We start from the raw sequence: 26673 nt of genomic DNA, 5'->3' as shown, positions 1-26673 counted from the left end.
CACCGACCTTGCCCGGCCCGCCGCCGCCCAGCGGCACGATCGCGGCGGTGCCGATCCCCAGCAACCGCAGCGCGCGGTCCACGCTCGAATGGCGGTGGGCGTTGGCCAGCACGCAGATCGGCGGCGCGCCAAACAGGCCGTCCACCTCCACGTCCCAACCCGCACGCGCCAGCACATGATGGCGGGCGGCGGCCAGCGCGGTGGCGTGGCTCATCTGGCAGCCGGTGGTGAAGCTGTAGGCGCAGTCGGCGGGCAGGTGCAGCGCATCGAGCAGCAGCCGGCCCGCCACCTCCTCCAGCACCGCCCCGGCCGGGCTGGTGGCGGCGAGCACGACATTCTGATCCCACAAGGTCGCCAGCACATCGGTGGCGTGCGCGGCGGGCAGGGCGCCGCCCTTCACCCAGGCAAAGAAGCGTCCGCCCAGATTGCCCATCAGGCCCGGCTCGGCAGCGCGGGCGATCAGGCGCACCACCTCGGCCGGGTCCATGCCGGTGGCGGGCATGGCCGCCGGCATCGGCGCCACTATGTCGGCGCGGCGGCCGGTGGGGGCAACGCTGCGGGTGGATTGGCTGTCGATGAAGCGACGGCCTTCGGTGATGGCGATATCAAGTGGGCTCATGCCCGCCAGATAGCGGAGAGCTGCGGCTCCGTCCCGCGAAAATCGGACCGGGTGATGCGCTGTCCTACACACAGGCGGCAATGATAGGCTTCGCCAATGAGCGACCCCCCGCACCCCCCGCCCGCCGTGCTGCGGCCCCGTCACGATGGCTGGACGCCCGCCCGCCAGCAACTCTTCCTCCAGGCCCTGGCCGATACCGGCTCGGTCAGCGTTGCTGCCCGCCGCGCCGGCCTGAATCGCGCCTCGGCCTATCGCCTGCGTCGCCATCCCGATGCCGTCGATTTTCGCGCCTTGTGGGATCTGGCGCTGGCCGACGCCTTTGCGCAGGTGCCGCAGGTCGCGCTGGAACGCGTGCTGCATGGCGAGGAGGAGGTGCTTGAACGCGAGGGCCTGATTGTCGCCGTGCGCCGCAGGCCAGCGCATGTGCGCCTGCTGCTGCACATGCTGAAACGCGCCGAAGATCGTGAGCGCAGCGCGAAGGCGGAACTGGCCGCCCTGCAGGCGTTCCGCGATGCCATCGAAACGCTGCCCGATCGCGCCGATTGGGTGCCGTCGGCCGATGCCGAGCACGAGGCGCGCGATGCCCCCTATCTGCCCCTGACCCTGCGCCTGATCGCGCCCGACGACGCTGTGAACGATCTGCGTCAGACAAGGCCGGCTCGGGTGCAGACGAAAAACCTGCAAAATCAACGATGATTCCGGCTGAAACTGTCGCCTTTGTCGCCTTTCGGCCGGTGGCGATGCGGCGGAATCAGGCTGGCGCGGTTGCGACAATCTGGTTATCTCGCAGATGCAACATGAAAGGGAGGCCCAGGTGGCCAACAAGCTCTATCCCGATGCGAAGGCCGCGCTTGATGGCCTGCTGTTCGACGGGATGACGATCATGTCCGGCGGGTTCGGCCTGTGCGGCATCCCCGAAAAGCTGATCGCAGCGCTGCGCGACAGCGGCGTGACGGGCCTGACCTGCATTTCCAACAATGCCGGCGTCGATGGCTTCGGGCTCGGCCTGCTGCTCGAAACGCGCCAGATCGCTCGCATGATCTCCAGTTATGTCGGTGAAAACAAGGAGTTCGAGCGGCAATATCTGTCGGGCGAGCTTAGCCTCGAGTTCAACCCGCAGGGCACGCTGGCCGAGCGCATCCGCGCCGGCGGAGCCGGCATTCCGGGCTTCTACACCAAGACCGGCGTCGGCACGCTGGTGGCGGAAGGCAAGGAGCACAAGGAGTTCGGCGGCGAGACCTATATCCTTGAAACCGGGCTGGTGGCCGACCTGAGCATCGTCAAGGCGTGGAAGGCCGACCCGTACGGCAATCTCGTCTTCCGCAAGACGGCGCGCAACTTCAACCCGATGATGGCGACGGCCGGCAAGGTGACGGTGGTCGAGGTGGAGGAACTGGTGCCCGCCGGCAGCCTCGATCCCGATCATGTCCACACGCCGGGCGTGTTCGTGCAGCGGCTGTTTGTTGGGCAGGATTACGAGAAGCGGATCGAGCAGCGGACTGTGCGGGAAAGGGAGTCGGCGTAATGTGGACGCGTGATCAACAGGCCGCCCGCGCCGCGCAGGAACTGAAGGACGGGTTCTATGTGAACCTCGGCATCGGCATGCCGACCCTGGTGGCCAATTTCATCCCCGACGGTGTGGATGTGACGCTGCAGAGCGAAAACGGCATGCTCGGCATGGGGCCGTTTCCCTTTGCCGGCGAGGAAGACCCGGATCTGATCAATGCCGGCAAGCAGACCATCACCGAGCTTGACCGCACCAGTTACTTCAGCAGCGCCGACAGCTTTGCCATGATCCGCGGCGGCCATATCGACCTGAGCATTTTGGGCGCCATGGAAGTCGCCGACAATGGCGACATCGCCAACTGGATGATTCCCGGCAAGATGGTGAAGGGCATGGGCGGCGCCATGGACCTGGTCGCGGGCGTCAAGAAGATCATCGTGCTGATGGAGCACAATGCCAAGGATGGCAGCGCCAAGTTCAAGACCGCCTGCACCCTGCCGCTCACCGGCAAGGGTGTGGTGGACATGGTGATCTCCGATCTCGCCGTGCTGGCCCGGCCGGCCAAGGGGGCGCCGTTCCGGCTGGTTGAACTGGCGCCGGGCGTCGATCTCGACACGCTGCGGGCGCGCACCGAAGGCCATTTCGAGGCCTGAAATCACGGTCTGAATCCCGCCAGACCAGTACCGCAGATCAGGATTAAGGCAGGCTCCAGACCAGGAGCCCGCAATGACCGATTTCCGCGCCATCGGCATGGATCATGCCACCGCCACCCGCCTGCGCGCCGCCAGCCACGATGTGGCCGGCAACCGGATGATCATCAGGGACAGTGGCGGGCCCTGCCGCTTCACGCTGACCGACCATCCGGCCGGCAGCCACATGCGATTGTTCAGTTGGGCCGTGCCGGAACCGGCCGGCGTCTATGCACTACAGTCACCGATCTTTCTCAGCGTTGATGGTGAGCAGGCGTGGGATGCACCCGGCGTGGTGCCGCCCGTGGTCGCCGCCCGCAAGGTGGCGCTGCGCGCCTATGATGCAGATGGCCTGATGGTCTATCCGGCCAACACGCTGGTGCTGGACGGCGGTCACGACCAGGTGATCCGTGATCTGCTCGCCCGGCCAGACGTGGCCTTTCTCAACTGCCACACGGCGCTGGCCGGCTGCTATCTCTGCCGGTTCGAACGGGCATGAAAAAGGGGCCGGCGGCAGCTGCCACCGGCCCCTCGTTCAGGTCAGCCGATCAGAAGCGGAAGTTGACGCCAGTCATCACCGCGTGGCGGTGGTAGTTCAGCGTCGCCGGCCCGCCAGCGCCCGGCAGCGTGTCGTTGCCGTAATCGCTGTAGTTGTACTCGACGCGGGCCGAGACATTGCGGGTCAGCATCTTCTCGAAGCCTGCACCCACGGTGTAGCCGTCACGATTTTCCGACGGGCCGGTGGGGTTGGTGATCGAGAAGCGGGCGTTGGAGTAACCGCCGCGGGCATAAAGCAGCGAGTCGGGCGCCACCAAGATGCCGGCACGCGCCGTCACGTTGACGGTGCGGCCCGCGTCCAGGTCGAAGGTCGGGAAGCGGTTGCTGCCGGTGCGGCCGGTCAGCGAGGTTTCGAGGCCAACCACGGCCTTGCCGAGATTGAGATCATAACCGATCTGGCCGCCATAGGCGAAACCATCACCCTTGGCGCGGGTGGTGACCGGCGGCACGCTGCTGTCGGTCAGCGACTGGCGGTCCTGCTGCCAGCCGATCTGGCCACCGATGAAGGGGCCGTTGAAGTTCTTGTCAGCCGTCTGCGCCGCGGCCGGGCCAGCAATGGCAGCGGCGGCGAGCAGGGCGAGAGCGAAACGCGACATGGTGTTTTCCTTGTGTGTGGCCGGCGATGGGGGGTGCCGGCTGCACAAGGATCTAGGCCATGGTCTCTGGCTCGGGACTGAACCAACTTGGGCAATTTCAGGACATTAGGGCAGAACTGCCCCAGCATTGCCGCCTTTGGTTCATCCCTTCTTCAGATGCCGGCGCCCCAGCAGCTCGGCGATTTGCACGGCGTTCAGCGCGGCGCCCTTGCGCAGATTGTCCGACACGCACCACAGCGCCAGGCCATGCTCCACGGTCGGATCCTTGCGCACGCGGGAAACAAAGGTGGCATAATCGCCGACGCATTCGATGGGGGTGACGTAACCACCGTCCTCACGCTTGTCGACGAGCATGATGCCCGGCGCCTCGCGCAGCAGGCTCTGCGCCTTGGCGACGGACAGCGGCATTTCGAACTCGACATTGATGGCTTCCGAATGGCCAACGAACACCGGCACCCGCACGCAGGTCGCCGTCACCTCGATCTCGGGATCGAGGATCTTGCGGGTCTCCGCCGTCATCTTCCACTCTTCCTTGGTGTAGCCGTCCATGCCGCTGTCGGCGCCCATGAACACGTCGATATGCGGGATGACGTTGAAGGCGATGCGCTTGGTGAACTTCTCGTTCACGGGCTCGTCACCCACGAAGATGGCGCGGCTCTGCGTGAACAGCTCGTCCATGCCCTGCTTGCCGGCGCCCGACACCGATTGGTAGGTGCTCACCACCACGCGCTTGATGATGGCGGCGTCGTGCAGCGGCTTCAGCGCCACCACCATCTGCGCCGTCGAGCAGTTGGGGTTGGCGATGATCATGCGCTTTTTATAACCGTCGATCGCCTCCGGGTTCACCTCCGGCACGATCAGCGGCACGTCCGGCTCCATGCGGAACAGGCTGCTGTTGTCGATCACCACACAGCCCTGCGACGCGGCCTTGGGGGCATAGATCTTTGCCGGGCCGGAACCGGCGGCGAACAGCGCGATGTCCCAGCCGGTGAAATCGAAATGCTCGATATTCTGCACCTTGATCATGCGGTCGGTCTCGCCGAACTCGACCATGTCGCCGGTGGAGCGTGACGAGGCGACCGCCGCGATATCGTCCAGCGGGAACTGGCGTTCCGCCAGAATGTTCATCATTTCGCGCCCGACACTGCCGGTGGCGCCGACGACAACGACCTTGTAACCCATGTTCAGCTCCTTGGGCTGCGGCTGTTACCGCATCAGGCCGCAGAGTCCAGAGCCAAGCACATCAAAGCAGGGCCACGAACCGTTCCAGCGCCGCGTCAAAGCCGGTCGCCTGGTGGGCTATGCCGATCCGCATGTGCGCCTTGTGGCCGAAACAGTCGCCGGGCGCGACCAGCACGCCGGCCGCGGCCAGCGCCGCGCAGAAGGGCCGGCTGTCACGGCCGTCGCTGAACCAGGGGAAGCAGGTGGTGCCGCCAGCGGGCGGGGTCCATGCCAGTTGCCCACCCGACTGGTCGATCAGGGCGGCCAGCTGCGCCCGGTTTCGGTCGGCCACCTGCCGCAGCCGCGCCAGAATGGCGTGCCGGTTGATGAGGGCGTGGGTGGCCAGCCGCTCCAGCACCGGCGAGCCGCTGATGGTGAAGTGGCTGCGGGCATTGATCATGGCGCGGCGGCGCTGCGGGTCGGGCTCGATGATCCAGCCGGTGCGCAGGCCGGGCAGCGACATCGCCTTCGACAGGTCGCTGATTACCACGACATTGGGAATGCCGGCGGCCGAAGCCTGCGGTGCGCCGAAATAGAGCGGGTGATAGACTTCATCGATCAGCAGCGGGATCGACCGTTCCGCCAGCGCCGCCGCCAAAGTCGCGATTACCGGCCGCGGCATCACCACGCCGGTCGGATTGTGCGGCGTGTTGAGCAGGACCAGCCGGGTTGCGTCGTTCACGGCCGCCAGTATGGCCTCGGGATCCAGGCTGAAACCGGTGGCGCCCTGCATGGCGTAGGACCGCGTCGCCAAGCCTGACGCCTGCGCCATGCCTTCATAAGCCGGATAGGCGGGATCGGGGATGACGATATTGGCGCCGGGTTCGCTGGCCAGGCACAGGATGATCGCCAGCGCTTCGGACGCGCCGGTGGCCATCACCACCCAGTCCGGATCGGCGTCGTGCAGGGCCGCCACGCCCGCCCGCACCGCGGCCGAGCCTTGCGCCGGTGCGTAGCTGAGGGCGATATCCCCGAGGTCGAGGCCGCCGCCCAGCGCCGCCAGTTCGGCCACCGTAAAGCCGGGGCCGGTGCTCGACGCCAGGTCAAATTCGATCGGCGGCGTCGCAAAATTGTAGGACGACAGCCATTCATCCAGGGCGAAATGCGGCAGCTCCATCTGTGGCTCCTCAGCGTTTCCGGCTCAGGATGGCGGTCACCGCCAGGTCGGTCGTCACATTGCCCAGCGTGCGGAACACGTCGGGCACCAGTTCGACCGCCAGCAACACGGGCAGCACGGCGACCGGCACGCCCATGGCATTGGCGATGGGCACGCAGGCAGCGAGGAAGGTGATGGACCCCGGAAGCCCACCGGTGGACACCGCCGCCACCAGCGCGGCCAGCAGCGCCCCCAGATAGGCCAGCGCCGTATGCTCCATGCCATAGAGATGGCCACAATAGAGCACGACAGCGATGTTGGCGCAGGGCGAGGTGATGCGGAAAATACTCACTGCCAGCGGCAGCACCACCCGCGTCGTGGCCTCTGGCAGCCCCAGCTGCGCGGCACCGCTGAAGATGGCCGGCAGGCTGGCAATGCTGGACTGGGTGGAGACTGCCACCGCCTGCGCCGGCAGCGCGGCACGGGCAAAGGCCAGCGGGCCGACGCGGCCGAAGGCAACGGCGAGCAGGTAGACGAGGATGATCAGGCCAACCTGCACCGACACGAGAACGGCGATATAATGGCCGAGCAGGCCGAAGGCACCCAGCCCGGCCTTGATGCCGACACTCACGGCCAGCGCGAACACGCCCAGCGGCGCGACGACGAAAATCCAGCCGACGAGGACCAGCATGGCGTCCTTCACGGCGTCGAACAGGCGGACGAGGCCGAGCCGCCGCTCATCATCCAGCCGGGTCGCCGCCAGCGCGAACACGGCGATGAAGCTGACGACCGGCAGCATGTCGCCCTTGGCCAGCGAGGCAAAGATATTGGCCGGCACCAGCGACAGCAGCCACTGGCCAAGATCGATCTTGATGTCGCCAGCCGCCGCGCTCCCCTTGCTGCTGGCAACGATCTGCGCGGCCGCTTCCACCGGCGCCGGCCACCAATCGAGGAACAAAGGCACGAAAATCATCGACCAGACCGACGAAAAGATCAGCAACACGAGGAAGGTGAGCAGCGCTCTGCCCGCCACTTGCCCGCCGCCGGCCTGACCGACCGATTGGGCAATGCCGGTGAACAACAGCCCGGCGATCAGCGGGATGATCGTCATCTGCAGCGCCTGCAGCCACAGATTGCCGATGGCGTCGGTCACCGGCAGCAGCGGCGCGCCGATATCTGCCGGCAGCAGCGCGCCGACCACCAGGCCGGCGAGCAACGCCAGGAAGATCCGCAGGGTCAGGTTCATGATGCGCGCTCGCTGCCCGATAATGTGCCCATCGTCACATAAAGCTTGGCCAGGTCATCGACGCCCATCGAAGGGACCGGTTTCACCCGGCCGGTCTCGACGAACAGCATGCCGCCGCCCACCGGCACTGGCGCGGTAGGAATGAGGATCAGGTAGCGCGGGCCCTGGCCGAAATCATGGATGCGCGGGGAGGTGAGCAGCGCAAGCGCCTCGACATGGTTGCTGAAGCTGACCGAGACGACCGACATGCCACTCATCTCGCCGCCGGGGGAGGAGCCCATCATCCGCACGAACTGCGCCAGCGGGCGATACAGGGGGCCGAGCACCGGGATACGGGCGATCAGGCCGTCGAGCCCGCCTTCCAGCCGCTGGCGAAAGCGCGTCTGCACCGCGAGGCCGATCACCCAGACCAGCAATGCCGCCATGCCGATCCCGGTCCAGAAGGCAGCGAGCGGCGAGGGCGTGAAGAACATGCCGGCCTTGCCGAGCACATAGCCCAGCGGCGTGTTCGGCCCCAATGCGGCGATCAGATAGCCGGACAGCCAGTTGAGCAGGATCAGCGTCAGCAGCACCGGCGCCAGGAACAGCAGCCCGGTGGCGAAAGGACTGAGAAACTTGCGGATCAAAGGCCCGCCAGAATCGCGTCGCCCATGGCCGTGGTGGTCATGGTCCCGCCCAGGTCAGGCGTGCGCGCCCCGGCATCGAGCGCAGCCTCGACGGCGGCCTCCACCTTGTCGGCAAGGGCCGGTGCACCCAGACTGTAACGCAGCGCCATGGCCAGGCTGAGCACCGCGGCACACGGATTGGCGACACCGCGGCCGGCGATATCCGGCGCGGAACCATGGATGGGTTCGTAGAGGCCGGGCGTGCCGGCATCGCCAATCGCAGCGGACGGCAGCATGCCCAGCGAACCAGTGAGCATGCCGGCTTCATCCGACAATATGTCGCCGAACAGATTGTCGGTCAGGATCACGTCGAACTGCTTGGGGTTGCGCACCAGCTGCATCGCCATGTTGTCGGCCAGCATGTGCGAGAGTTTGATGTCGGGATATTCAGCATCGCGCAGCGCCTGCACATCCTCTCGCCACATCAGGCCGGCTTCCATCACATTGCCTTTTTCGGCCGAGACGACTTCACCCTTGCGGGCGCGGGCCAGCTCGAAGGCGATGCGGGCGACGCGGTGGATCTCGCTGGTGGTATAGACATGCGTGTTGACCCCACGGCGTTGGCCATCGGGCAGGGTTTCGACACCGCGGGGGCTGCCGAAATAGACGCCGCCGGTCAGCTCGCGCACGAACAATATATCGAGGCCATCGACAAACACCCGCTTCAGCGTCGAGGCATCGGCCAGTGCCGAAAAGCAGCGGGCCGGGCGCAGATTGGCATAGACATTCATGCCGGCGCGCAAGGCCAGCAGCCCAGCCTCAGGCCGCTTGTCATAGGGTTGGCCGGCCCATTTCGGGCCGCCCACCGCGCCCATCAGCACGGCATCGGCGGCCTTTGCGCGCGTCAGCGTCTCGTCGGTGAGCGGGACGCCGTGCGCGTCGATGCTGGCGCCACCGAACGGAGCTTCCTCCACGACAAGGGCAAGGCCCTGCGTGATCAGCCGGCCGGCAACGCGGCGGGCAACGGTGGTGACTTCGGGGCCAATACCATCCCCAGGCAACAGCAGCAGTGTCTTGGTCATGCCCAGCCCTTACCGGCAACCGCCACGCCTGCCAACATCGTCAATTGGCCATGGATGCGAGCCGGCCTGCCGCACCGGCAGGCGCGGCAGGCCGGCGACCCTCCCCAGGGTGTCTCAATCGGCGATGCTGGTGCCGCGGGCGGCGCGGGCGCGGGCCAGCGTGTCAGCGCGGCAGCGATCAACCAGGCGCGATTCCGACAGGTCGCGCAGCCGGGTCATGGTGCAGACCTGGGCTGCCGCGCGCATCAGCCGGTCATCCAGGCGGCGCTGGCCGTCGGCGCTGGTCAGATCAAGATCGCCAACGGCGACCTGCACGCTTGGGTAACGGTCGGCATGGCTGGCAACGGTGATGGTGGATTGGGCCAGCGCAGGCGCGGCAACAGCCGCCAGCAGCAACAGGGCAGTTCGTGGCATGGGTCATCTCCCCATCCTGCCGGGTGCGGCAGGCTGTCGCAGTCTATGCCGGATGATCCCGAAAATCTACGTCAAATGACGTAGGCGCGGCGACGGGTTCAGCGGGCGGCCGCGCCGGCGATCCACGGTCGCTCGGCCGCCAGACGCGCTTCGTGGGCGGCGATACCATCGGTCATGGCGAGGGTGAGGCCAATCTCGTCCTGCCCGCTGATCAGGCATTGCTTGCGGAACGGGTCCATCGGGAAGGTGAAGCGGTCCTGGAATGGCGTCGTCACCACCTGGTTCTCCAGATCGACGGTGATGGGCTGGCCTTCGCGCGCCACCTCCATCAGCCGGTCCACCGCCTCTTGCGGCAGGGTCACCAGCAGCAGGCCGTTCTTGAAGGCATTGCCGGCAAAGATGTCGGCAAAGCCCGGCGAGATGACGACGCGGATGCCGAGATCGGCCAGCGCCCAGGGCGCATGTTCACGGCTGGAGCCGCAGCCGAAATTATGCCCGGCAATCAGGATCGGCGCGCCGGCGTTCGCGTCGAACACATTGTCGGGATTCTCGCGCAGTGCCGAAAAGGCGCCCTTGCCTAGGCCGAGCCGGCTGATCGTCTTCAGGAAGCGCGCCGGGATGATGACATCGGTATCGATGTTTGCTGCGCCGAACGGGATGGCCTGGCCGGAAAGCGTGGTGAAAGGCTGCATAGTGGCCCCGTTGCCAGAAAGCCGAGCAGAAATCCATGGCGACTCGTTGTCTGCCTCCCTATCCTGTGCCGGCAGGCGAGCAGAAGGGAACAGAGACCATGAAGCTGCGCTATGAAGGATTTTCGCCCGGCACCCAGGAGGTGCTGGCTGATGCCTACACCATGATGGCGTCCAAGTTGGGCAACACGCTGCAGGACGGTGCGGCGATGACCCGCTGGTTCGGCGCGGCCGACCGGACCCGCCTGTTCCGCTATCTGAACATGATGGCCGCTGTCGTGCGCGATCCCAACCGCACGCTCACCTTCGTCAATCGCATCGATGCCAAGCTGAAGGTTGAATACAAGTCGCTCTATAACCCGCAATTGCTGCCGGTTGGGCATGACGGCCTCGAACTTGACGGCACCTATGCCTATGCCTTCCCGACCGATCGTCGCAGCGAGATTGGGCCGATGGGCGCCAGTGGCCTGATGAGCCACGTCGGCTCCGGCATGCGGATCTATATCGCCAACAGCTTCTTTGGGGCACCGGCCGAGGAGCGGGCGTGGACTGTCTATCACGAGTTGACCCACAAGGTGTTGGCGACCGAGGATCATAGCTATGATCCCGGCACCTGCCTCGGCTTTGCTGCCCAGCCGGCCAAGGCGATGAACAATGCCGAAAATTATGGGCTGTTCTGGCGTGATTGCTGACCGGCGGGCCATGGAGTCTGCGGGCGCGCACTGCTAGGTCATCGCCATGGCCCAGCATCTCTACCTCGTCGACGGCTCCAGCTTCATCTTCCGCGCCTATCACCGGCTGCCGCCCTTGACCGACCCGAATGGCACGCCGGTCGGCGCCGTCTATGGCTTCACCGCCATGCTGTGGAAACTGATCGCGGAGTTGAACAAGGCGGAAGCGCCGACTCACCTGGCCGTGGTGCTCGATGCCGGCAGCCACACCTTCCGCAACGACATGTATGATCAGTACAAGGCCAATCGCCCGCCGGCGCCGGAAGACCTGATCCCGCAGTTCCCGCTGATCCGCGATGCCGTGCGGGCCTTTTCGGTGCCCTGCTTCGAACAGGCCGGGGTGGAAGCCGATGATATCATCGCCAGTTACGCGATGGCGGCGCAGGCGGCGGGAATGAACGTCACCATCGTGAGTTCCGACAAGGATCTGATGCAGCTGGTCAGCCCCGGCATCAACCTGCTCGATACGATGAAGAACCAGACCATCGATCGCGCCGAGGTGATCGAGAAGTTCGGTGTGCCGCCCGAGCAAGTGGGCGAGGTGCTGGCGCTGATGGGTGACAGCGCCGACAATATCCCCGGTGTGAAGGGCGTTGGCCCCAAGACCGCGGCCGAACTGATCCGCGATTATGGCAGTGTCGAAGGCGTGATCGCCAACATCGAGGCGATCAAGAAGCCCAAGCTGAAGGAGACACTGGCCGCCAGCATCGACATGGCGCGGCTGTCGCGCGAACTGGTCAAGCTCAAGGATGACCTGCCGCTGCCGGCACCGCTCGATGATCTCACGCTCAAGGAGCCGCCGCATGAGCCGCTGGCGGCCTTCCTGAAAAAGCACGGCTTCCGCGCCATGCTGGCCAAGCTGGGCAGCAGCGGCGCCAGCGGCCCGGCGCCCAACACGCATCGGCCCTCGACCGCCAGCGTGGTGGAGGACGAAGTTGCTTTCATCCACGCCGATTACGAGACGGTGACGACACTCGACCGGCTGGACTGGTGGATTGCCGAGGCGACGCGGCTCGGCGCGGTGGCGGTCGATACCGAAACCACCAGCACCGATCAGATGCGCGCCGACCTGGTGGGCATCAGCCTCGCCACCGCGCCAGGCAAGGCCTGCTATATCCCCGTCGCCCACGGCACTGGCGACGGCATGTTCGCCGAACGGCCGCCGCAGCTGGGCCTCGCCGAGACCATCGCCCGGCTGAACCCGCTGTTCGCCAACCCGGCGGTGCTGAAGATCGGCCAGAATTTGAAATATGATCTGATCGTGCTGGCCCGCCACGGCGTGCCGGTGCTGGCACCCTATGACGACACCATGCTGCTCTCCTACGCGCTCGATGCCGGGCGCTGGAATCACGGCATGGACGATCTCTCCGCCCGCCATCTGGGCCACACGCCTATTGCCTACAAGGATGTCGCCAAGGGGCTGAAAAGTTTCGCCGAAGTCGACCTGCGCCGCGCCACCGACTATGCCGCCGAGGATGCCGATGTCACTTTTCGGCTGTGGCAGGGCTTCCGCCGCCGGCTGTGGAAGGAACAGGTGACCCAAATCCACGAGCAGGTGGACCGCCCGCTGATCCCGGTGATTGCCGAGATGGAAATGGCCGGCATCAAGGTGGACCGCGCCGAGCTGGCCCGCCTGTCGGCACTCTATGAGGCCGAGATCAGCCGGCTGGAACTTGAGATCCACGAGCTCGCCGGTGGGCCGTTCACCATCGGCAGCCCCAAGCAGCTGGGCGAGATCTTGTTCGACAAGCTGGGCTACAAGGGCGGCAAGAAGGGCAAGACCGGCCAATGGACCACCGACGCCAGCGAGCTGGAGCGGCTGGCCGAAGAGGGCGCACCCATTGCCCAGAAAATCCTCGATTGGCGCCAGCATTCGAAGCTGAAATCCACCTACACCGACGCGCTGCAGGCCCAGATCAACCCGGCGACTGACCGGGTGCACACCAATTTCCACCTTGCCGCCACCTCGACCGGGCGGCTCTCGTCCAACGACCCCAATCTGCAGAATATCCCGATCCGCACCGAACTGGGCCGGCGCATCCGCCATGCCTTTGTCGCTGCACCCGGCAACGTCATCATGGCGGCGGACTATAACCAGATCGAATTGCGGCTGGTCGCCCATATCGCCGACGTGCCGGAACTGAAATCGGTCTATGCCGCGGGTGAGGACGTGCACGCGCTGACAGCCAAGGAGGTCTTTGGCCACGTCGATCGCGACACCCGCGCCCGGGCCAAGACGATCAACTTCTCCATCATCTACGGCATTTCCGCCTTTGGCCTGGCGCAGCGGCTGGGCATCGATCGCGGCGAGGCGGCGCGTTACATCGAGCTCTACTTCAGCCGCTTTCCGGGCATCCGCAACTACATGGCCGAAACCATCGCGTTTGCGAAGGATGCCGGCTTCGTGACGACGCTGTTCGGCCGCAAATGCCACGCGCCGCTGATCCTCTCCAAGAACCAGGGCGAGCGCGCCTTTGCCGAACGCGCCGTCGTCAACGCCCGCGTGCAGGGCACCGCCGCCGACATCATCAAGCGAGCGATGGTGCAGATGCCTAGCGCGCTGAAGGCGGCGGGGCTGACGGGCACGAAGATGCTGTTGCAGGTGCACGATGAACTGGTGTTCGAGGTGCCTCAGGCCGAAGTGGAGGCTGTGCAGCCGGTGATCCGCGACGTGATGGCCAACGCCCACCGGCCACTGGTGGACCTTTCGGTGCCGCTGGGCGTCGAGATCGGCCAAGGCGCGTCGTGGGGGGATGCGCACTAGGCGCGGGCCAGCCCCTTTGCCTGCAACCAGTCCAGCATCGCCGCGTTCACCGGTCCCGGCGCCTCCTGCTGCACCCAATGCGAGACGTTCGGGAAGTGCACCAGGCTGAAATCCTGCACGTGGGGGCCATAGCCTTCGGTCAGCTTCACATCGAGCGCCGTATCCTGTTCGCCCCACAGCATCAGCGTCGGCACGCTGATCGGCGGGCTGGTTTCCGCCAGCAACTTCAGATTGGCGCGATAATAGTTGATCATCGCCGTCAGTGCGCCAGGGATGAGGGCGTTCTGGCGGTAGACCTCCAGCACCTCAGGCGGGAACGCGCCCTTTTCCACCGCCATGTTGAGGAACGCCTTGGCGATCCCCTCAGCGCGATTCTGGCGGAGCAGATACTCGGGCAGCCATGGGATCTGGAAGAACAGCACATACCAGCTCTTCAAACGCTGCGGCCAATAATGGCTGATCAGATCGGCAAACACCGTCGGGTGCGGCACGTTCATGATGATCAAGCCATCGAGATCGACCGCGCGCCGCATCGCCACCACCCACGCGACCAGCGCCCCCCAATCATGCGCCACCAGCAATTTGCGGCGTGGTTTCAGGGCGTCGAACATCCCCACCACATCGTCGACGAGATGATCGATGTGATAGGCGGTCTTGCCATCATAGGTTGGAGTCGGCCGGCTGGACTGGCCATAGCCGCGCATATCGGGCGCCACCGCCTGCCAGCCTTGCGCCGCCAAAACAGGCAATTGGAACCGCCAGGAAAAGCGCGATTCCGGGAAGCCGTGCAGGCAAAGCGCCACGTCGGGGCCTTCACCGGCGACATCGCAGGCAAAGTCCAGTCCGTTGGCCCTCAGGATCATGCGTTATAGTTGAGCTTGAGCCCCGGCCGCGGCCAGCGGCACTTGGCGAGCTTGCCAGTGGTCGACAGGCACACCCAGGCGTCCATCATGTCATCCCCGCCAAAGCAGATGTTGGTGGTGAGCAGATCGGGGAACGGGAAAAATTCCTGCGCGCCCGTGGCCGGATCGACGCTGGTCACGCCTGCATTCTCGATCAGCGTCGCCTGCGCGATATTGCCGTTGGCTTCGATCGCCAGCGAATCGAGATAGGTCTTGTTCGACCAGCTGGTGACAAAACGGCCCGGCACCGCCGGCAGCGGCTCCGGCGCCAGCACGCCGGGCGCCACGACATCGAACGCCATGATGATCCGCCGCACGGTGGACGCGGCATAGAGGGTGCGGCCATCGGGCGACAGGCCGATGCCGTTGCAATCCGGGCCACTGATCAGCCGGCTGATCTTCGAGCCATCGGGCAGGGCATAGAAGATGCCGCCATGCTCGCTGTGGTGATCGAAATGCTTGCCGAGATCGCTGAAATACATGCCGCCATGGGCGTCGAACACGATGTCGTTGGGGCCTGACAGCCGGTGTCCGTCGCAGCTGTCGTACAGGCGATCCACCTGCCCGGTGGCGATGTCGATGCGCTCGATGCGGCCCGTGGAATAATCGGCCGCGGCGTTGCCAGGCAGCAGAATGCCATCCTGCTCGTACCACTCGAACCCGCCATTGTTGCAGACATAGAGCGCGCCATCCGGCCCCACCGCCATGCCGTTGGGGCCGCCGCCCGGCGTTGCCACCGTCTCCTTGCGGCCATCGGGGTGGATCCGGGTGATGCGGCCGGGGCGGATTTCCACCACCAGCACGCTGCCATCGGCCATGGCCACCGGCCCCTCCGGGAACTCCAGCCCTTCGGCCACGATCGTGTGCGGGTACATGCCGGTCATGATGCTCTTCTCCCCAATTTTCGCCATGGTGGACCGGCAGCCGCGCCAGTGCAAACTCGGCAAATCATCGGGGGTGTAAGCCAATCTTAACCCAAATCGGGGCACATCGGGCAGCGCGAGGGAGTGATACGCCATGCACGAGGAAACGGTGATCGGTGAAGTGGTGGGCGTCAGCGCCGGCCACCTGCGCTTGCGCATCGATATTGCCGCCGCCGCCAGCCTGAAGGACAATCCCGATGCAGTGATCGCCGCGGCCGGCATGCTGGGCAGCCTGATCAAGGTTGAATCCGGCAGCCGCTGGGTCGTCGCCACGCTGCGCGGCATCACTTGGCAGGACAGCGTTGCCGTCGCCGAGGTCGATCTGGTCGGCGAAGCGGCGATCGGGCCTGATCGCAGCATCACCGGCTTCAGCCGCGGTGTCGGCACCTATCCGCGCGCCGGCAGCCTGGCCTATCCGATGACCAGCCCGGAAGCCGCGCGGGTGTTCTCCGGCGATGATCGCCCGCACATCCAGGTGGGGGTTGTCTATCCCACCGCCAACGTGCGCGCCGCCGTGTTCTTCGATACCTTCCTGTCCAAGAATTTCGCCATTGTCGGCTCGACCGGCACCGGCAAATCCACCTCCACCGCGCTGATCCTGCACCGCATCATCGAAAAGGCCCCCGAAGGCCATGTCGTGATGATCGATCCGCACGGCGAATATGCCAAGGCGTTCGAGAACACCGGCATGGTGTTCAACGTCGAGAATCTGGAACTGCCCTACTGGCTGCTGAACTTCGAGGAACATTGCGAGGTGCTGCTGACCAGCGAAGGCGCCGCGCGCGACATGGACCGCGATATCCTGGCGCGCTGCCTGCAGATGGCGCGGGCCAAGTCGGTCTATGCGCAAGGCCTCGGCGCCGTCACCACCGATACGCCCATCCCATATCTGCTCTCCAACCTCAGCGATGCGCTGCAGAGCGAGATGGGCAAGATGTCGGAAGCCCAGAACGCCACCAACTATATCCGCATCAAGAACAAGCTGGACCAGGTGATGCGCGATCCGCGCCAGCAGTTCATGTTCGACCGGCGCTATTCCAACGACACCATGGCCGATTTCATCGCCCGGATGCTGCGCCTGCCGGTGGATGGCAAGCCCATCTCGGTGATCGACCTGTCGGGCGTGCCGACCAGTATCGTCACCGCGGTCGTTTCCGTGCTCAGCCGCATCGTCTTCGATTTCGCCGTCTGGTCGCGCGGGGAACGCCGCCGCCCGGTGGTGCTGATTTGCGAGGAAGCCCACCGCTATATCCCCAATCGCGCCATCTCGCTGCGCTCGCCGGTGCGCGACGTGCTGGAACGCATCGCCAAGGAAGGGCGCAAATATGGCGTGTCGCTGGGCCTCGTTACCCAGCGCCCGTCTGACCTCGCCGAAGGCGCGCTTTCCCAGTGCGGCACCATCGTCTCGCTGCGCCTCAACAATGAGCGCGACCAGGATTTCGTCAAGGCGGCCCTGCCCGAGGGCGGCCGCAGCCTGCTGGAAGCCATCCCGGCGCTGCGCAACCGCGAATGCATCATCTCCGGCGAGGGCGTGCCGGCGCCGATCCGGGTGCGGCTGGATGAACTGGAAGCCGCCAAGCGGCCGATGAGCGACGACCCGGTGTTCAGCGAACTGTGGGTGAAGACCGGCGACGATAGCGACATGCTGGGCCGGGTGATCGCGCGCTGGCGGGCGAACGTGCGGTGACACGGCTCCCCTCCCGCTTGCGGGAGGGGTTGGGGGTGGGGGCGTAGATTACGCGCCGGATTCTGCCCGACTGGGCGCGGCCGGCGGCGGAGCCGCCGAGTCCCCTTCTGCGCCAAGGAAGAAGGCGAGAAGTGCGCGGCAAAGCCACGCCGTCGAACGAGTCAAAAAAGGCGGCTTGAGAGCCGCCTTTTTCGCTCGCCGTCCGCGCTTGCGCGAGTCGGCAAATAGCTCCGCTATTTGCGCGCCGCGCTACGCGGCAAACTGATTCATCGTGTTATGCACGCCACCAGCCTTCAGCGCGGCCTCCCCGGCAAAATATTCCTTGTGATCATCGCCAATGTCGGAACCCGACATGTTCTGGTGCTTCACGCAGGCGATGCCCTGGCGGATCTCGGCGCGCTGCACGTTCTTCACATAACCCAGCATGCCAGCGTCGCCGAAATATTCCTTCGCCAGATTGTCGGTGGACAGCGCCGCCGTGTGATAGGTCGGCAGCGTGATCAGGTGGTGGAAGATGCCGGCCTCGCGCGCCGCATCGCGCTGGAAGGTGCGGATGCGTTCGTCGGCTTCTGCGGCCAGCTCGCTGCCATCATAATCGACGCTCATCAGCCTAGCCCGGTCATAGGCGCTCACGTCCTTGCCGGCCGCCACCCACGCATCATAGACCTGCTGACGGAAATTCAGCGTCCAGTTGAAGCTGGGTGAATTGTTGTAGACCAGCTTGGCATTGGGGATGACCTGGCGGATGCGGTTCACCATGCCGGCGATCTGGCCGATGTGCGGCTTTTCCGTCTCGATCCACAGGAGGTCGGCGCCATTCTGCAGGCTGTTGATGCAGTCGAGCACGCAGCGATCCTCCCCCGAACCCGCGCGGAACTGGAACAGGTTGGACGCCAGCCGTTTCGGACGCAGCAGCTTGCCATTGCGGCTGATGACGACGTCGCCATTGCCGACCTGGCCAACGTCGATTTCCTCGCAATCAAGGAAGCTGTTGTACTGGTCGCCAATGTCGCCCGGCTCGCGGCTGAAGGCGATCTGCTTGGTGAGGCCAGCGCCAAGGCTGTCAGTGCGAGCGACGATGATGCCGTCTTCCACGCCCAGTTCCAGGAAGGCGTAACGGATGGCGCGGATCTTGGCGACGAAGTCCTCGTGTGGCACGGTCACCTTGCCGTCCTGGTGGCCGCACTGCTTTTCATCGGACACCTGGTTCTCGATCTGCAGCGCGCAGGCGCCGGCCTCGATCATCTTCTTGGCGAGCAGATAAGTGGCTTCCGCGTTGCCGAAACCGGCATCGATGTCGGCGATGATCGGCACCACGTGAGTCTGGAAATTGTCGATCTGGTTCTCGATGGCCTTGGCCTTCACGGCATCGCCAGCCTTTCGGGCGGCATCCAGGTCGCGGAACAGGCCGCCCAGTTCGCGGGCGTCGGCCTGGCGCAGGAAGGTGTAGAGCTCCTCGATCAGGGCCGGCACGCTGGTCTTCTCGTGCATCGACTGGTCGGGCAGCGGGCCGAATTCGCTGCGCAGCGCGGCGATCATCCAGCCCGACAGATAGAGGTAGCGCTTGTCGGTGGTACCGAAATGCTTTTTGATCGAGATCAGCTTCTGCTGGCCGATGAAGCCGTGCCAGCAGCCCAGCGACTGGGTGTAGGCACCCGGATCGGCATCATAGGCGGCCATGTCGCGGCGCATGATGGCAGCGGTGTAGCGCGCGATGTCGAGTCCGGTCTGGAAGCGGTTCTGCAGGCGCATGCGCGCCACGCTTTCGGCGCTGATCGATTCCCAGCCCAGCTTGCCGGTCACGTCGGCGGCAGCAGCCTTGATTTCGGATTGATAGCCCATCGCCCACTCCTCTTGCGCTGACATTTTGGCAAGGTCACTGGCGCGCCCTGCCGGTAAAACTTGTCAACGCCCTGCGCTTGGGCTACCGCCCGGTCAACCCGATTCAGTCAAAGAATCGTGTGTAAATGTGCCAGTTTCGCCGGATGAGGCTGTGAAGTTGTAAAAATATTGACAGACTTGCCCGCCTCGCCCGCCCTGCCCGAATCCCTGGGCAACGGCCGCAAGATCTTCGCCGGCGCGCGCGTGCGCCGGCTGCGCAATGCCCGCGGGCTCACGCAGACGCGGATGGCCAATGATCTTGGGGTTTCCGTGTCTTACCTCAACCTGATCGAGCGTGATCAGCGCCCGCTGTCGGCCAGTTTCCTGCTCAAGCTCGCCCAGAATTACGACCTCGATATCCGTGGCCTGACTGGAGATGACGAGGGCGAGCTGGTCGATGACCTGTCAAAGCTGTTCACTGATCCGCGGCTGATCGGCATCGACGTGCCCAGGAGCGAGCTGCGCGACCTCGCCGCTCGCGCACCGGCCATCGCCCATGCGCTGCTGCGCCTCGCTGCCGCCACGCCGGCCACCGGGCCGGAACCGCCACCACCCGGCCCCATTGCCGCCGTCACGCAGATGATCGATGCCGCGGGCAATCATTTTCCCGCGCTCGACGAGGCGGCGGAAAAGCTGGCCGACGAACTGCGCCTGTCCGGCCCGGATCTCAACGCCGCCGTGGTCGAGCGGCTGCGCGCCCGCCACGCCATCACCGTGCGGGCGCTGCCGCTGGAGGTTATGCCGGGCCATTTGCGCCGGCTCGATCTCCATTCGCGCCAGCTGCAATTGTCGGAGTCATTGGATGCCGCCAGCCGGGGCTTTGCCGCTGCCGTGCAACTGGTGCTGATCGAACTGAAGGCGGAAATTGCCGCCACCATCGCCGGCGCCGGCATCAGTGATCCGCTCGACGCCCGCGCCGCCACCGTCGCCATGGCCAAATACGCCGCCGCCGCCACGCTGATGCCTTACGCGCGTTTCCTCGCCGCCTGCGAGGCCACCGGCTATGACGTCGAACTGCTGCAGGCGCGCTTTGGCCGTGGCCTCGAACAGGTGGCGCATCGGCTCACCACGCTGCACCGCCCCGGCGCGCGCGGCGTGCCTTTCTTCTTCCTGCGCGTGGACCGCGCCGGCATGGTCTCCAAGCGCTTCGCCCCCGGCCCATCACCGCTGCCGGTCGCTGGCGGCTGCGCACTGTGGCACGTCTATCACGCCTTTGATCGGCCTGGCGAAATCCGCCGCCAGTTGGTCGAACTGGAAGACGGCCAGCGCTTTCTCACCATCGCCCGCACCATCCGCACCGCTGCCCTGCCCTGGGGGGTGCCGCGCCCCGGCTTTGCCATCGGCATCGGCTGCGACGTCGCCCACGCTGGCGCCTTGTCGTGGAGCGCCGGCCTGGAATTGAACGGCCCGACCACGCCGATCGGACCCGGCTGCGCTGCCTGCCACCGCGCGGCCTGCCGCCAGCGCGGTGCCCCGCCGGCCGGCGCCCATCTTGCCTTCGACGAGCGCCAGCGCGTGCTCACCCCCTTCCGCTTCACCGACGAATGAAAGGCCTTTCATGACCAGCAACCCGGTTCTCCAGGGCGTCGAGATCAAGGGCGCGATGCAGCCCGGTTACGAGACCATCCTCACCCCCGAGGCACTGGCCTTCGTCGCGCAGCTGCACCGCATGTATGAGCCGACGCGGCAGAGCCTGCTGCGCGCTCGGGCGCAGCGCCAGACCTGGACCAATGAGGACGGCTTCATCGGCTTTGCGCCGGAATATTCGGCGATCCGCGATGATCGTTCGTGGCAGGTTCGCCCCGCCCCGGCCGATCTCACTGACCGCCGGGTGGAGATCACCGGGCCGTGTGATCGCAAGATGGTGATCAACGCACTCAACAGCGGCGCGCAGTGCTTCATGGCCTGCCTGGAAGACGCCTCGGCACCGACCTGGGACGTGATGGTGCAGGGCCAGGTCAATCTGCGTGATGCGGCGGCCGGCACGATCAGCCTTGAGGACAAGGGCAAAAGCTACAGGCTGTACGACAAGACCGCCGTGCTGATCTGCCGGCCGCGCGGTTGGCATCTCGATGAGGCGCACCTGATCGTCGATGGCCAGCGCGTCGCCGGCGCGATCTTCGATTTCGGTCTCTATTTCTTCCACAATGCGCACACGCTGCTGGCCAGGGGCAGCGGGCCCTACTTTTACCTGCCCAAGCTGGAGCACAGCCTGGAGGCGCGGCTGTGGAACAATCTTTTCATCACCGCTCAGTCGATGCTCAGTCTGCCGCTGGGCACCATCCGCGCCACCGTGCTGATCGAAACGCTGCCCGGCGCTTTCATGGCCGAGGAAATCCTCTATGAACTGCGCGACCACATCACCGCGCTCAACTGCGGCCGGTGGGACTATATCTTCAGCTATATCAAGACCTTCCAGGCAGATCACACCAAGCTGCTGCCGGATCGCGCCGCAGTGACGATGACGGTGCCGTTCATGGCCGCCTATGCCGCGCATGTGGTGCGCGTGTGCCACCGCCGCGGCGCCCACGCCATGGGCGGCATGAGCGCCTTCATCCCGGTGAAGGACGACGAGGCTGCCAACGAGAAGGCCTTTGCCGCCGTGCGCGCCGACAAGGAGCGCGAGGCGAAGCTGGGCCATGATGGCACTTGGGTCGCCCATCCCGGCCTGGTCAGCGTGGCGCGCGAGGTGTTTGACCGGCTGATGCCGACGCCCAACCAGCTGCACGTGATACCGGCCGGCGAAGCGACGTTCGATGATCTGGTGACGCCGCCGACCGGCCCGCGCACGCTGGCGGGGCTGACCAACAACATCAATGTCGGCATAGGCTATGTCGCGGCCTGGTTGCGTGGCCAGGGCGCGGTGCCGCTGCACAATCTGATGGAGGATGCCGCCACGGCCGAGATCAGCCGCACCCAGCTGTGGCAATGGCGCACCCACGGCGCCACGCTGGACAGCGGCGAAGCGGTGGACGTCGCCCTGATCACCCGCGTCACCGAGGAACAAATGGCGCTATACAAGGCCCAGGTCGGGGACAATTTCTTCGAAGCCGGCATGTACAGGCAAGCTGCCGAACTGTTCCGCACCCTGGTGCTGGCCGAACGGCTGGAACCGTTCCTGACTTCACCGGCATACGCCTATTATTTCGCCAAATGAGCCAGCCCGGCTCCTCCCCATGGGGAGGAGCCGCCGCCCTCACTGCTCGCGGTTGCCGCCCTTCGGCGCCGGCACGCCCAGTTCGGCGACCAGGGCCGGCGTCACCTTGTCTTTGTATTTATTGCCGAAATTGGTCCGGACATAGTTGATGACGTCGGCAATCTGCTGGTCCGTCAACAGGCCGCGGAACCAGGGCATGGCGCCCTTGCCGCCGGTCACCACCATGATCGGATAGGCGGCGGCTTCCAGCGCGCCGTTCTTCGCCAGCGCCGGGATGCGGCCGGCGCCTTCACCGCCCATGGCATTGGCCATGTGACAGGCCTGGCAGATGTTCTGATAGACCTCGGCTCCCGGATGCGGCGTGGGGGCCGGTTTGGCCGGCTTCTGGGCCAGCGCCGGGCCGGCGATAAGGCCAAGGGTCAGCGTTACGGCAAGCAGGACGAAACGCATTGATCAGGCCTCCAGCGCGCGCTTGTGCAGACGGGTGATGGCATCGAGCGACGACAGGATCGCGCCTTCCATCCAGCAGCCGACATAGCTGGCATGCTCACCGGCCAGCACCAGCCGGTTATCGACGGCGACCAGCGTCTGGTAATGTTCCTTGCGGGTGTCCTCGTTCCACTGTGCGCAGCAGCCCAGGGTGAAGGGCGACCGGCTCCACGCCACGGTGGCGCCGCCGATGAACTCTTCCTTGTAGCGGCCGGGGTGGAAGACGCTGCCCTGCTCCAGCGCGCGGGCGATGCGCTCCTCGGGTGGCATACCGGCAAATTTGTAGCTGGCCGGCCCGAAGGTGTAGGCGCCCAGGATCACCGCCGGGCCATCGCTGTGCAGCTTGCCCGACGGATAGGAGATCATGCTGATCTCGCGGTCGGTGAAGCTGATCCCGCCATAGATCGCCTCTTCCTCTTCCCAGAAGCGGCGCTTGAACTCGAGGCCGACCTTCACCGAGTTGGAATAGGGCACGGCGTGGATGGCGGCATCAAGACCGGGCGAGCAATCGACGTCGATCTGGCTGAGCACGGACAGCGGGATGGTGCAGACACAATAATCCGCTTCGGTGGTGCCGGTGACGCCGCTGCCGGTGTCGGTGTGGGTCACCGTCACCTTGCCGCCCTGCTGGCTGATGCTGGTCACCTTCTGGTTGAAGCGGATCTTGCCTTCGACCTGTTTGGCAAAGCCGCGGCCGATCATGCCCATGCCGCCCACCGGCTGGAACATCGAATGCTGGTGATCGAGGTTCATGTGCTGGGCCACGACCCGCCAGATGCCTGAATCCATGATGTCCTTGAACGGATAGGGTTCGGACGGGATCGGCTCACCGAGCACGCCGCCACCTTGGGCGCGTTCGAAGCCGCGACGGCGGGAGGAGCGGTAGTTCTTGGTGTATTTGAAGTCCTGATCGAGCGCGCCCCATTCGCGCAGCGCCAGCCGCAGCCGGTCTGCGTCGTCCTTGGTCAGCACGCTGTCGAGGCCGCGATTGTCGATCGCTTTCGACAGCAGTTCGGCAACATTGCCGTCCCAATCGGCGTGCAGCTCGCGATAGCGCATCGGCTTGCCGCCGAACGCCTTGGCCGAGTGCACCAGCGCCTGCTGGTTCATCTGGATGAACGGCTCCAGCGCAACGCCGAACTTCTTGCAATAATGCAGCAGCGCGCGGTGGTGATAGGGGATGCGCCAAGGGCCGGGATTGAGATAATTGCCGGGCGCAAAGCCGACCTTCTGGGTAGCGCCGCCGAGTTCGGTATAGGTGTCCCCACCATAGAGCGACCAGTTCCGCCCGCCGGGGCGGTTGTTGTATTCAAGGATCTGCACGTCATAGCCGGCCTTGCCCAGTTCATAGGCGGCCAGCATGCCAGCCAGACCGGCGCCGAGCACGATCACCTTGGTTCCCGGCCGGGCGCCCTGCAGATTGGGCGGGCCAGCGAATTGGGTTTCCTTGGCGTGGCCCAGCACCTCCATCGCCTGATACAGCACGGCGGTGCCAGCCATCATGCCAATGGCGCGCAGGACCTCGCGGCGCGTCGGACCATTTTCAGCCCAGTTCATCGGACCCTGCTTCCCCCATTTGCGTGGCGTCATGCAACTCTGGCAGGCCAATTGCCGGCTGACCAGAGGTGATGACGATCATGCTGTGCGATGCGCCCTCGCTCCGCCTGTCGATAGTGGCGAAATGACGGGGTTTTCAGCGGCTTTGGCGCAGCGCCTGCGTCAATAGCCCGGGCCGCCGAACTCGCCTTCGGCACGGTCGGCGAATTTGGTGAACTGCTTGATGAAGGTCAGCGGCACCGTGCCCGTGGCGCCGTGGCGCTGCTTGGCGATGATCACCTCGGCAAGGCCAAAGATTTTCTCGGCCTTTTCCCGCCACTTGATGTGCTTGTCCGCCTCTTCGGGATCGGGCTGCTTGAGGTTGTGATAATATTCCTCGCGATAGACGAACATGACGATGTCCGAATCCTGCTCGATGGTGCCGGATTCGCGCAGGTCGGCCAGCTGCGGCCGCTTGTCCTCCCGGTTCTCGACGGCGCGCGACAGCTGCGACAGCGCGATCACAGGCACGTTCAATTCCTTTGCCAGGGTCTTGAGGCCGCGGGTGATCTCGGAAATCTCCTGCACGCGGTTGTCGCTGCCACTGGTCTTGGAACCGGAGAGCAGCTGGAGATAGTCGACGACGATCAGCCCGATGCCGTGTTGGCGTTTCAGGCGGCGGGCGCGGGTGCGCAGCGCGGCGATGGACAGACCGGGTGTGTCGTCGATCCACAGCGGCAGCGCCGAAAGCTCCGAGGAGGCGCGGGCGAGGCGGGTGAAATCCTCGTCGGAAATCTTGCCCATCCTGAGCGACTCGCCGTTCACTTCCGATTGTTCGGCCAGGATGCGGGTGGCGAGCTGGTCGGCCGACATTTCGAGGCTGAAGAAGGCCACCGGCGCGCCGGAGGACTTTTCCGGCTCGATGCCGCGGGCCTTGTCCTGCGCGAAACGCTGGGCGCAGGAAAAGGCGATGTTGGTGGCAAGACTGGTCTTCCCCATCGCCGGGCGGCCAGCGAGGATGAGGAGGTCGGACTTGTGCAGGCCGCCCATCTTCTCATTGAGGCCTGTCAGGCCGGTGGTGTAGCCCGACAAATGCCCGCCCGACCGTTTGGCGCGATCGGCCTGGGCGACAGCCTCAAGAGCGGCCTCGCGGAAGGTCTTGACCGCGCCCTGCACCTCGCCGGCTTCCGCCACCTTGTAGAGCGCCATTTCGGCGGCTTCGATCTGGCTGATCGGCGCGATGTCGCGGCTGGTGTCGCTAGCCTCGGTGACCATGTCGCGGCCAACGCGGATCAGCTCCCGAAGCAGGGCAAGGTCGTAGATTTGGCTGGCAAAATCCCGTGCCGCCAGCAGCGCCGCGCCATTCTGGGTCAGGCTGGCGAGATAGCCGGGGCCACCCAGTTCGGCCATCGCCGGATCAGCCTCGAACATCGGCTTCAGGGTCACCGGAGTCGCCGCCATGCCGCGCGCCGACAGCGTCAGGATCGCGGCGTAGATGCGCCCGTGCAGCGGATCGGCGAAATGCTCGGCCTTCAGCTTGGTGATGACATCTTCGACCAGCCGATTGTCGATCATCAACGCGCCCAGCAGGGCGGCTTCGGCTTCCAGATTCTGCGGCAGGGTCGGCGTGCCCGGACCACCGTCGACAAGGCGCAACGGGGTGATCGAGGGAGGGAGACTGACCATGGCGGCTTCCATCGCGCAACGCCGGGGCAAAGCCAAGGCGGGCCGGCAAATTTCGCGGTGGGCAGCCCTGTGGAAAAGCCTGTATGAAACTGGGACAAGTTGCGCCGCTTGCCGGGGCCGCGCACTATGGCGTAAGGCCGCGCCGTGACCAGCATTCCAGACTATCGCGGCCGCTCGGCGGCCCGCCTCGCCGCCGTGCAGGCCCTGTATCAGCTCGAGATGCGCGGCGAGACCGTGCCCAAGCTGCTGACCGAGTTCCACACCCACCGGTTGGGCCAGGAAATCGAGGGCGCTGAATATCTTGCCGCCGATGAACCATTCTTCGACGATGTCGTGGCCGGCGTCGCCGCCCGCCAGGCTGAGCTGGACGAACTGATCAGCGCGGGCCTGGCGCAAGGCTGGTCGCTGAACCGGCTCGATCGCCCGATGCGGGCCTTGTTGCGCGCTGCGGTGTATGAACTGGTGGCGCGGGCGGACGTGCCGGCGGCGACCGTGATCAACGAATATGTCGATGTCGCCCACGCCTTCCACGACGAGAAGGAAGCCAAGTTCGTCAATGGCTTGCTGGATGCTGTGGCGCGCCGGGTGCGCGGCTGAC

The 26673-nt window shown here is 65.5% G+C and carries 25 protein-coding genes; 10 read left to right on the top strand and 15 right to left on the bottom strand.

From position 1 onward, the window contains the following. Nucleotides 1-619, bottom strand: a 619-nt coding sequence (locus tag GJ693_RS01220) for a hypothetical protein (RefSeq protein WP_197041862.1), incomplete at its 3' end; no start/stop codon positions are given. A 126-nt stretch (nt 620-745) separates the two neighbouring features. On the opposite strand from GJ693_RS01220, the gene GJ693_RS01215 reads away from it, so the two are divergent. From GJ693_RS01215 to GJ693_RS01200, 4 genes are all read left to right on the top strand, one after another. Next, complete coding sequence (locus tag GJ693_RS01215) at nt 746-1315, top strand: hypothetical protein (RefSeq protein WP_156254510.1); 570 nt, start codon at nt 746-748, stop codon at nt 1313-1315. A gap of 118 nt (nt 1316-1433) precedes the next feature. Further along, nucleotides 1434-2144: a CoA transferase subunit A gene (locus GJ693_RS01210; RefSeq protein WP_235902533.1), complete on the top strand. Its 711-nt coding sequence runs from the start codon at nt 1434-1436 to the stop codon at nt 2142-2144. Then, nucleotides 2144-2776, top strand: coding sequence for a 3-oxoacid CoA-transferase subunit B (locus GJ693_RS01205; RefSeq protein WP_156254508.1), 633 nt, complete (start codon nt 2144-2146; stop codon nt 2774-2776). Before GJ693_RS01210 ends, GJ693_RS01205 begins: the two co-directional genes overlap by 1 nt. 73 nt (nt 2777-2849) lie before the next feature. Then, complete coding sequence (locus GJ693_RS01200; RefSeq protein WP_156254507.1) at nt 2850-3311, top strand: DUF1203 domain-containing protein; 462 nt, start codon at nt 2850-2852, stop codon at nt 3309-3311. A gap of 49 nt (nt 3312-3360) precedes the next feature. On the opposite strand, the gene GJ693_RS01195 is transcribed toward GJ693_RS01200, so the two are convergent. The 8 genes from GJ693_RS01195 to leuD form a co-directional block, all read right to left on the bottom strand. Next, on the bottom strand, nt 3361-3966 hold the full coding sequence (locus GJ693_RS01195) for an outer membrane protein (protein ID WP_156254506.1): 606 nt from the start codon (nt 3964-3966) through the stop codon (nt 3361-3363). A 141-nt stretch (nt 3967-4107) separates the two neighbouring features. Beyond that, a complete protein-coding gene (locus GJ693_RS01190) occupies nt 4108-5148 on the bottom strand; it encodes an aspartate-semialdehyde dehydrogenase (RefSeq protein ID WP_156254505.1) in 1041 nt (346 codons plus the stop codon). A 61-nt stretch (nt 5149-5209) separates the two neighbouring features. Then, nucleotides 5210-6304: a pyridoxal phosphate-dependent aminotransferase gene (locus tag GJ693_RS01185; RefSeq protein WP_156254504.1), complete on the bottom strand. Its 1095-nt coding sequence runs from the start codon at nt 6302-6304 to the stop codon at nt 5210-5212. A gap of 10 nt (nt 6305-6314) precedes the next feature. Further along, nucleotides 6315-7529, bottom strand: a complete 1215-nt coding sequence (locus GJ693_RS01180; protein ID WP_156254503.1) for a dicarboxylate/amino acid:cation symporter — start codon at nt 7527-7529, stop codon at nt 6315-6317. After that, entirely contained in the window at nt 7526-8155 is a 630-nt protein-coding gene (locus GJ693_RS01175; protein WP_156254502.1) for a DUF502 domain-containing protein, read from the bottom strand. The genes GJ693_RS01180 and GJ693_RS01175 overlap by 4 nt, the downstream gene beginning before the upstream one ends. Further along, nucleotides 8152-9216: a 3-isopropylmalate dehydrogenase gene (leuB, locus tag GJ693_RS01170; RefSeq protein WP_156254501.1), complete on the bottom strand. Its 1065-nt coding sequence runs from the start codon at nt 9214-9216 to the stop codon at nt 8152-8154. The genes GJ693_RS01175 and leuB overlap by 4 nt, the downstream gene beginning before the upstream one ends. Nucleotides 9217-9330: 114 nt before the next feature. Then, on the bottom strand, nt 9331-9630 hold the full coding sequence (locus GJ693_RS01165; RefSeq protein WP_156254500.1) for a UrcA family protein: 300 nt from the start codon (nt 9628-9630) through the stop codon (nt 9331-9333). Nucleotides 9631-9728: 98 nt separating this feature from the next. After that, the gene (gene leuD, locus GJ693_RS01160; protein WP_156254499.1) at nt 9729-10322 is read right to left on the bottom strand and encodes a 3-isopropylmalate dehydratase small subunit; all 594 of its coding nucleotides are present in this window, start codon (nt 10320-10322) and stop codon (nt 9729-9731) included. Between the two features lie 98 nt (nt 10323-10420). Here leuD and GJ693_RS01155 point away from each other — a divergent pair, with 98 nt between their 5' ends. After that, entirely contained in the window at nt 10421-11011 is a 591-nt protein-coding gene (locus GJ693_RS01155) for a M35 family metallo-endopeptidase (RefSeq protein ID WP_197041861.1), read from the top strand. Between the two features lie 46 nt (nt 11012-11057). Further along, on the top strand, nt 11058-13814 hold the full coding sequence (polA, locus tag GJ693_RS01150) for a DNA polymerase I (RefSeq protein ID WP_156254497.1): 2757 nt from the start codon (nt 11058-11060) through the stop codon (nt 13812-13814). Here polA and GJ693_RS01145 read toward each other — a convergent pair. Beyond that, nucleotides 13811-14677: an alpha/beta fold hydrolase gene (locus tag GJ693_RS01145; RefSeq protein ID WP_156254496.1), complete on the bottom strand. Its 867-nt coding sequence runs from the start codon at nt 14675-14677 to the stop codon at nt 13811-13813. The genes polA and GJ693_RS01145 overlap by 4 nt on opposite strands. Then, nucleotides 14674-15627 carry an SMP-30/gluconolactonase/LRE family protein gene (locus tag GJ693_RS01140; protein WP_235902531.1) on the bottom strand — a complete coding sequence of 318 codons (954 nt, stop codon included), beginning with the start codon at nt 15625-15627 and terminating at the stop codon, nt 14674-14676. The genes GJ693_RS01145 and GJ693_RS01140 overlap by 4 nt, the downstream gene beginning before the upstream one ends. Before the next feature lie 106 nt (nt 15628-15733). Here GJ693_RS01140 and GJ693_RS01135 point away from each other — a divergent pair, with 106 nt between their 5' ends. Next, nucleotides 15734-17326: an ATP-binding protein gene (locus tag GJ693_RS01135; protein ID WP_156254495.1), complete on the top strand. Its 1593-nt coding sequence runs from the start codon at nt 15734-15736 to the stop codon at nt 17324-17326. 249 nt (nt 17327-17575) lie between these two features. Here GJ693_RS01135 and GJ693_RS01130 read toward each other — a convergent pair whose 3' ends face one another. Then, nucleotides 17576-19168 carry an isocitrate lyase gene (locus tag GJ693_RS01130; protein WP_156254494.1) on the bottom strand — a complete coding sequence of 531 codons (1593 nt, stop codon included), beginning with the start codon at nt 19166-19168 and terminating at the stop codon, nt 17576-17578. Between the two features lie 168 nt (nt 19169-19336). On the opposite strand from GJ693_RS01130, the gene GJ693_RS01125 reads away from it, so the two are divergent. After that, nucleotides 19337-20755, top strand: a complete 1419-nt coding sequence (locus GJ693_RS01125) for a helix-turn-helix domain-containing protein (protein WP_235902528.1) — start codon at nt 19337-19339, stop codon at nt 20753-20755. Nucleotides 20756-20765: 10 nt separating this feature from the next. Further along, nucleotides 20766-22364: a malate synthase A gene (gene aceB, locus GJ693_RS01120; RefSeq protein ID WP_156254493.1), complete on the top strand. Its 1599-nt coding sequence runs from the start codon at nt 20766-20768 to the stop codon at nt 22362-22364. Between the two features lie 39 nt (nt 22365-22403). Here aceB and GJ693_RS01115 read toward each other — a convergent pair whose 3' ends face one another. The 3 genes from GJ693_RS01115 to GJ693_RS01105 all read right to left on the bottom strand — a co-directional run bounded on the left by GJ693_RS01115 (nt 22404) and on the right by GJ693_RS01105 (nt 26075). After that, on the bottom strand, nt 22404-22814 hold the full coding sequence (locus GJ693_RS01115) for a c-type cytochrome (RefSeq protein WP_156254492.1): 411 nt from the start codon (nt 22812-22814) through the stop codon (nt 22404-22406). A 3-nt stretch (nt 22815-22817) separates the two neighbouring features. Continuing rightward, nucleotides 22818-24410 carry a flavin monoamine oxidase family protein gene (locus GJ693_RS01110; RefSeq protein ID WP_156254491.1) on the bottom strand — a complete coding sequence of 531 codons (1593 nt, stop codon included), beginning with the start codon at nt 24408-24410 and terminating at the stop codon, nt 22818-22820. A gap of 162 nt (nt 24411-24572) precedes the next feature. Continuing rightward, the gene (locus GJ693_RS01105) at nt 24573-26075 is read right to left on the bottom strand and encodes a replicative DNA helicase (RefSeq protein WP_235902527.1); all 1503 of its coding nucleotides are present in this window, start codon (nt 26073-26075) and stop codon (nt 24573-24575) included. A gap of 144 nt (nt 26076-26219) precedes the next feature. Between GJ693_RS01105 and nusB the strand changes: the two genes are divergently transcribed. Beyond that, nucleotides 26220-26672, top strand: coding sequence for a transcription antitermination factor NusB (gene nusB / locus GJ693_RS01100; RefSeq protein ID WP_156254490.1), 453 nt, complete (start codon nt 26220-26222; stop codon nt 26670-26672). Nucleotide 26673: the final 1 nt, after the last annotated feature.

Origin of the sequence: Sandarakinorhabdus oryzae, from assembly GCF_009733735.1 — a bacterium.
GTDB lineage: Bacteria > Pseudomonadota > Alphaproteobacteria > Sphingomonadales > Sphingomonadaceae > Sandarakinorhabdus > Sandarakinorhabdus oryzae.
This window is presented reverse-complemented; position numbering and strand designations above follow the sequence as displayed.

Excerpts from the sequence above, each read along its gene's own strand:
- GJ693_RS01205 (WP_156254508.1), top strand. The coding sequence starts at position 2,144 with ATGTGGACGCGTGATCAACAGGCCGCCCGCGCCGCGCAGGAACTGAAG.
- GJ693_RS01200 (WP_156254507.1), top strand. The coding sequence starts at position 2,850 with ATGACCGATTTCCGCGCCATCGGCATGGATCATGCCACCGCCACCCGC.
- GJ693_RS01195 (WP_156254506.1), bottom strand. The coding sequence starts at position 3,966 with ATGTCGCGTTTCGCTCTCGCCCTGCTCGCCGCCGCTGCCATTGCTGGC.
- GJ693_RS01190 (WP_156254505.1), bottom strand. The coding sequence starts at position 5,148 with ATGGGTTACAAGGTCGTTGTCGTCGGCGCCACCGGCAGTGTCGGGCGC.
- GJ693_RS01185 (WP_156254504.1), bottom strand. The coding sequence starts at position 6,304 with ATGGAGCTGCCGCATTTCGCCCTGGATGAATGGCTGTCGTCCTACAAT.
- GJ693_RS01180 (WP_156254503.1), bottom strand. The coding sequence starts at position 7,529 with ATGAACCTGACCCTGCGGATCTTCCTGGCGTTGCTCGCCGGCCTGGTG.
- leuB (WP_156254501.1), bottom strand. The coding sequence starts at position 9,216 with ATGACCAAGACACTGCTGCTGTTGCCTGGGGATGGTATTGGCCCCGAA.
- GJ693_RS01165 (WP_156254500.1), bottom strand. The coding sequence starts at position 9,630 with ATGCCACGAACTGCCCTGTTGCTGCTGGCGGCTGTTGCCGCGCCTGCG.
- leuD (WP_156254499.1), bottom strand. The coding sequence starts at position 10,322 with ATGCAGCCTTTCACCACGCTTTCCGGCCAGGCCATCCCGTTCGGCGCA.
- GJ693_RS01155 (WP_197041861.1), top strand. The coding sequence starts at position 10,421 with ATGAAGCTGCGCTATGAAGGATTTTCGCCCGGCACCCAGGAGGTGCTG.
- polA (WP_156254497.1), top strand. The coding sequence starts at position 11,058 with ATGGCCCAGCATCTCTACCTCGTCGACGGCTCCAGCTTCATCTTCCGC.
- GJ693_RS01145 (WP_156254496.1), bottom strand. The coding sequence starts at position 14,677 with ATGATCCTGAGGGCCAACGGACTGGACTTTGCCTGCGATGTCGCCGGT.
- GJ693_RS01140 (WP_235902531.1), bottom strand. The coding sequence starts at position 15,627 with ATGGCGAAAATTGGGGAGAAGAGCATCATGACCGGCATGTACCCGCAC.
- GJ693_RS01135 (WP_156254495.1), top strand. The coding sequence starts at position 15,734 with ATGCACGAGGAAACGGTGATCGGTGAAGTGGTGGGCGTCAGCGCCGGC.
- GJ693_RS01130 (WP_156254494.1), bottom strand. The coding sequence starts at position 19,168 with ATGGGCTATCAATCCGAAATCAAGGCTGCTGCCGCCGACGTGACCGGC.
- aceB (WP_156254493.1), top strand. The coding sequence starts at position 20,766 with ATGACCAGCAACCCGGTTCTCCAGGGCGTCGAGATCAAGGGCGCGATG.
- GJ693_RS01115 (WP_156254492.1), bottom strand. The coding sequence starts at position 22,814 with ATGCGTTTCGTCCTGCTTGCCGTAACGCTGACCCTTGGCCTTATCGCC.
- GJ693_RS01110 (WP_156254491.1), bottom strand. The coding sequence starts at position 24,410 with ATGAACTGGGCTGAAAATGGTCCGACGCGCCGCGAGGTCCTGCGCGCC.
- GJ693_RS01105 (WP_235902527.1), bottom strand. The coding sequence starts at position 26,075 with ATGGTCAGTCTCCCTCCCTCGATCACCCCGTTGCGCCTTGTCGACGGT.